Source organism: Bacillus sp. IT-79MI2, assembly GCF_949768135.1.
GTDB lineage: Bacteria > Bacillota > Bacilli > Bacillales > Bacillaceae_G > Bacillus_A > Bacillus_A pseudomycoides.
Genome location: NZ_CATKPV010000097.1, coordinates 1 through 6,364, shown reverse-complemented (window position 1 = coordinate 6,364; position 6,364 = coordinate 1). Strand labels below are relative to the sequence as shown.

1 protein-coding gene is annotated in these 6,364 nt (G+C 45.1%); it reads left to right on the top strand.

Translation table 11 applies throughout. From position 1 onward, the window contains the following. The coding region (locus tag ACM6HU_RS24120; RefSeq protein ID WP_414848482.1) for an amino acid adenylation domain-containing protein at nucleotides 1–6,364 on the top strand (6,364 nt) is incomplete at both ends.

The following is a 6,364-nucleotide window of genomic DNA, read 5'->3' as shown; positions in this document are numbered from 1 at the left end:
CATGGTTCCGGCACACTTTGTCGAGATGGCATTTTTACCACTCACACCGAATGGAAAACTCGATTTAAAAGCATTGCCTGTACCTGATGAACCATCTACTGAAAATACTGTATACCCACGAACTCCGATGGAAGAGCTCGTTGCATCGGTATGGAGTCAAGTGCTAGGCATAGAAAATATTGGTGTCCAGGATTCCTTCTTCGATCGAGGCGGCCACTCGTTGCTCGCTACCCAAGTTGTATCTCGGTTAAAAGAGGCATTACAAATCGAACTGTTAGTACGTGAACTGTTTGAGTATTCAACAGTAGAGGCGTTGGCGAAGCGACTGGATCAATTGCGTAAAGGAGACAAAATACGAGAGATTCCACCGCTTATGCCGATGGAACGGGGAGAAGCCATTTCGCTCTCTTATGCCCAACAGCGCCTGTGGTTCATTGACCAATTCACGCCTAATAGTGCACTTTATAATATACCGATGGTATGCCGTCTTACAGGGAATTGGGTACCCAAAGCATTGGAGACGGGATGGAATCAGCTGATAGAGCGTCATGAATCTTTGCGAACGGTGTTCCATGAAATGGATGGTCATCCTGTGCAGCAGATTCAACCATATGCTTTCCGGTTCCTTCCCCAAATAGATCTAACTACGCTTTCCTCCGAAGAGAGAGAAAGCGTAATGGAAAAATGGATCCAAAACGAAGCCGAAGCGCCATTTGACTTAGGAAAAGGTCCGTTGATCCGTGGGCAAATCGTGCAAATCGCAGAAGAAGAATGGATTCTTCTTTGTACCATGCATCATATTATCTCGGATGGCTGGTCGATGGAAATCTTGCTCCAAGAATGGATGGCATTCTATGAAGAAGCGGTTGGTGGAAAACCAGCAGAACTCGCACCATTACCGGTTCAATATGCCGACTTTGCCCAATGGCAAAGGGAATGGATGAAAGAAGAAGTACTTGATCAGCAGCTTGCATATTGGAAGGAAGAGCTGTCTGGCGAGTTACCAGTCTTAATGTTGCCGATGGATCGTCCTCGTTCTGCGGTGCAAACCCATCGTGGATCGACACACACTGTGTTGTTGTCACGCTCGTTACGCGACAAACTGAACGAACTTAGTCGTCAAGAAGAATCGACGCTCTTCATGACCTTACTGGCATCGTATCAAAGCTTCCTCGCTCGTTATACAGGACAATCGGATATTCTTGTCGGAAGCCCGATTGCAAACCGGAATTATCGTGAGATTGAAGGGTTGATTGGTTTCTTCGTCAACACGTTGGTTTATCGGGCTGATCTGAGTGGCGCACCGACATTCCAAGAGTTGTTGTCTCAAGTACGGACAAAAGCATTGAAGGCGTATGAATACCAAGATGTTCCGTTTGAAAAGATTGTAGATGTCATACAACCCGAGCGAAGTACAAGTCATTCTCCGATCTTCCAAACCATGTTTACCTTGCAAAACACGCAACAAGAGCTTCCAGAGCTTCATGGAAGAAGTTTAGAAGCGATGGAAAGTCATGCTTCGATCGCCAAGTTTGATTTGAGTTTAAGCGCCGCAGAGGTGGAAGAGGGTTTATTCCTTTGTTTTAACTATAAGAATGATTTATTTGATGTTGTAACGATCAGACGTATGGCTGAGCATTTTGAAAACTGGTTGAAGGAAATCGTGGAACATCCCAATAAATTACTGACGAAGTTGACGATGCTATCGGAATTAGAGAAGCAATTGATGGAAGAGTGGAATGATAATGCTGTAGCGTATCCACGTGAGAGTGTGATCTATAAACTGTTTGAAGATCAAGTGAATCGTACACCTGACACGGTGGCGGTGGTGGATGAAAATCAGCAGTTGACGTATCGAGAGCTGAATGAGAAAGCAAACCAATTGGCCCATTATCTCCAGAAATGTGGGATTGGGACCGAGTCATTGGTCGGTCTCTGCTTCCAGCGTTCAGTTGAGATGATTGTCGGTCTCATGGGGATCTTGAAAGCTGGGGCAGCCTATGTTCCATTGGATCCATCGTATCCAGAAAGTCGCCTACGATATATTCTGGAGGACACAGGGATTCAAGTATTGGTCACGAACGAAGCATTAGTAGATTGGATACCTGAAGAAATCGAAGCAGTTTGTTTGGATCGGGATCAAGCGATGATCGCGCGAGAAAGCACCCTTTCACCAATATGTAAAGTGACAGGAGAAAACTTGGCGTATGTAATCTATACTTCGGGATCAACAGGGAATCCGAAGGGAGTGATGGTAGAGCATCACAATGTGATTCGTTTATTTAAATCAACGGAATGTTGGTATCAGTTTGATGAAAAAGATACTTGGACGCTTTTCCATTCTTATGCGTTTGACTTCTCGGTATGGGAGATTTGGGGGGCATTACTCTATGGCGGAAGATTGATTGTTGTTCCTTACTGGATTAGTCGATCTCCCAAGGATTTCTATCAACTGTTAGTAAAGGAAAAGGTTACGGTTCTTAATCAGACACCATCCGCATTTCGACAATTAATACAAGTGTGTGAACAAGAAGATGAGAATAAAAACTTGCATCTGCGCTATGTCATATTTGGTGGGGAAGCACTCGATCCTACCAGTTTGCTACCATGGTTTCAAAGGTATGGAGAGCAGAACACACAGTTAATTAATATGTATGGAATTACAGAAACTACCGTTCATGTTACGTATTATCCAATTACTCAAGATGATGTAAAGCATTCTTCAAGAAGTAATATCGGAAAGCGGATTCCAGATTTAGAAGTGTATGTGCTAGACGCTTGTCAACAGCCTGTGCCTATTGGTGTATCGGGTGAACTATATATTGGTGGAGCGGGACTCGCACGTGGGTATTTAAACAGACCTGAATTGACTGCAGAACGTTTCATTCCTCATCCATTCAGTAGTGACCCGGGAGCACGATTATATCGGACAGGAGACTTAGCGAGATACTTGCCGGATGGAAATCTAGATTATCTTGGGCGGATTGATCACCAGGTGAAAATCCGTGGTTTCCGAATTGAGATCGGGGAAATTGCATCTGCTTTAAACGCACATGCATCCGTAAAAGAGGCTGTTGTAATTGTTCGAGAGGATCAGCCGGGTGATAAACGATTGGTGGCATATGTCGTGGGTGATGGGAATGTAGGTGAGTGGAGAGATTATCTCAAGGCGGAACTACCAAGCCATATGGTTCCTTCAGGATTTGTGATGATGGAAGCTATTCCACTAACTGCTAACGGTAAAGTTGATCGTGAGGCCTTGCCTGTACCGGAGGAGAGGGAAATTGAAAGTGAATGTGTTGCACCCCGGAATGGTAAAGAAGAAACACTGGCTACCATTTGGAAGCAAGTATTAGGGATTAAAAAGGTGGGAATCCATGATAACTTCTTTGAAATTGGTGGAGACTCGATTCTCAGCATTCAGATTGTCTCTCGTGCGAAGCAAGCAGGTTTGCATTTGACACCAAAGCAAATGTTTGAACACCAAACGATTGCCGAGTTGGCGCAAGTAGTCAAAGAAGAACAGGGTGTACAAGCAGAGCAGGGAGTTGTAACTGGAGAACTGATCCTTACACCAATCCAGCAATGGTTTTTTGCACAAGATCATCCTAACCCACACCATTGGAATCAATCCATGTTTTTTAGAACAAAAGAGCGACTGGATATAGTATTACTGGAGAAAGCTGTGCGTACCCTTCTAATCCATCATGATGCCTTGCGTTTAAGATATGAACGTTTACCGGATGGAGCTTGGAAACAGCGGAACGAAGGGATCGAAGAACAATCGACGCTGACCGTGATTTCATTAGACGAAGTGCCGCAAGCAGAATGGCATCAAGTGATTCAAACGGAGATTGACGCTGCACAAGCAAGCTTACACTTACACGCAGGACCGCTAATGAGAATGGTGTATTTTGATGAAGGTGAGAAAAGAGCCGGCAGATTATTCTGGGTGATTCATCACTTAGCAGTGGATGGTGTTTCTTGGCGGATTTTACTGGAGGATCTGCAAACGGCCTATAATCAAGCGAGCCAGGATCAGAAGATCCAATTATCTACGAAGAGTACATCCTTTAAAGCGTGGTCGGAGAAATTGCATCATTACGCTGAAGCTGGGATTGCGCAAGAAGTGCGTGATTACTGGGAGCGGCAGTTCGAACAAGAAGTGGCTATGCTACCAGTGGATGCCACCCTCGAAGATCCAGCAAACACAGCAACTGAGGAGATTACCGTGGTGCTGGATGAGAAAGAGACCCGTGCGTTATTGCAAGAGATTTCAAGCACCCATCGTGTCCAAATCAATGAAGTACTATTGACAGCATTGGTACAGGCTACGGCGGCATGGACAGGTCATTCGACGCTGACCGTGGATCTGGAGGGTCATGGTCGAGAAGAGATTATTGAAGACATTGACCTATCGAGAACCGTAGGATGGTTTACAAGTATTTATCCTGTTCACTTAAATACTACAGGTGCCAACACGCCAATTGCAGCATTAAAAGCAGTCAAAGAACAAGTGCGTCAAATTCCTAATAAGGGCGTTGACTATGGGGTTTTGCGGTACTTGAATCCAGCGATGCGTGAGCGATTGGAGTCTCAACCCACTCCGTCCATTAGTTTTAACTATCTTGGACAGTTTGACCAAATGTTCTCTGACGATGCGATGTTTGCTCCGGAGACCGGGTTTACGTGCTTAGACCATGCTCCTGGTTCCAAGCGGTCACATTTGATCGATGTGATCGGGATTGTAACCGATGGAAAACTTCATTTCACTTGGGTGTACAATGTTGGACAGTTTGCGAAGTCGACCATTCAAAGTGTTGCAGAGAATATGCTCCATCAACTGAGAGGATTGATTCATTCTTCGAGTGGAGAATCTGCGCTGACCGTTTCGGATTTTGCGATTGCAAATCTCACCCCAGCAGATTTGACCAAAGTACTATCTAAGATGAATCGTGGAAAGAATCATCCGATTACCGACCTGTATCCACTATCACCTTTGCAGGAAGGCATGCTCTTTCATACGCTGCATGATCAAGGGGATGAACATTCCGCGCCGTATATGGTGCAATTAAGTTTCCTGTTTAGAGGGAAATTGGATATCCTTACTTTCGAGCAGGCGTGGAAATCGGTGATTCAGCGGCGTGAGATCTTTCGTTCGGCATTTGTGTGGGATGAGATTGAAGAGCCCTTACAAGTGGTGTATGATCATATCCCATTTAAGCTGAATGAAGTGGATTGGCGTGCGCTGTCTGTTGAAGAAAAAGAGGAGAAGCGAAAAGCCCTTTTGGCATCGGACCGAAAACAAGCCTTTCTTTTTGATGAAGCGCCATTGATGCGGGTGACTGTCATTCAAGAAGCAAAGGAAGAATATCGGGTTGTTTGGACGCATCACCATATTTTATTGGATGGATGGAGTCTATCACTGATCTTTAACGAATTGCTTACAGTGTATCAGAAGAGGATGAACGGAGAGGCTGTGAATTTACCTAAGTCACCGCCATACAAGAAATATATTCAATGGCTGAAAGAGCAGGATCAGGAGCAAGCGGAACAATTCTGGAGAGAGAAACTCAGAGGCTTTACAGCGCCAACCCCGCTTGGCTTAGAAAGTAAGGAGCAAGAAAAAGGTTATACAGAGAAGGTTGCTCATTTGTCGGAAGAGCAGACCCAAGCGTTACAAAGCTGGGCGAAGCGCAATAAGCTCACCTTGAGTACGGTGATTCAAGGCGCGTGGGCATATCTCATGAGCCGATATAGTGGCGAGAACGAGATTGTCTTTGGTGTAACTAGCTCGGGACGCCCTACGGAGATTGTTGATGTCGAGCACATCGTAGGTCCCTTTATTACCACATCACCGACGCGGATCCAGTTGAAAGATGACCTGAAAGTAAGGGATTGGTTACAGAAGATACAAGAGGAAGAGATAGAAAGAAGACAGTATGAATATGCTTCTTTGACAGAGATTCAAGGATGGAGTGAAGTTCCAAGAGGGACCCCGCTGTTCCATAGCTTGTATGTGTTTGAAAACTACCCGGTGAAAGAGGAGTCTTCAGGAGATCTGGAAATTGGTGGCTTGGAAGGAGTAGAGCAAACCCACTATCCATTAGGACTGGCTGTTGTTCCAGGAAGTCAGTTGTCGTTAAAGCTGATGTATGATCGTAGCAAGTTTAATGGAATAACTATTGAACGGATGCTGGGCCATTTACGCCAGGCGTTAAAGCAAATGATCGAGAACGTTGATCAAACCCTGTCGGAGCTGGTGTATGTTACGAAGACAGAACAGAAGCAACTACTGGAAGAATGGAATGACACCGCAATGGAAATGTCCCAAGAGGGTCTTATTTGCGACAGATTTGAGGAT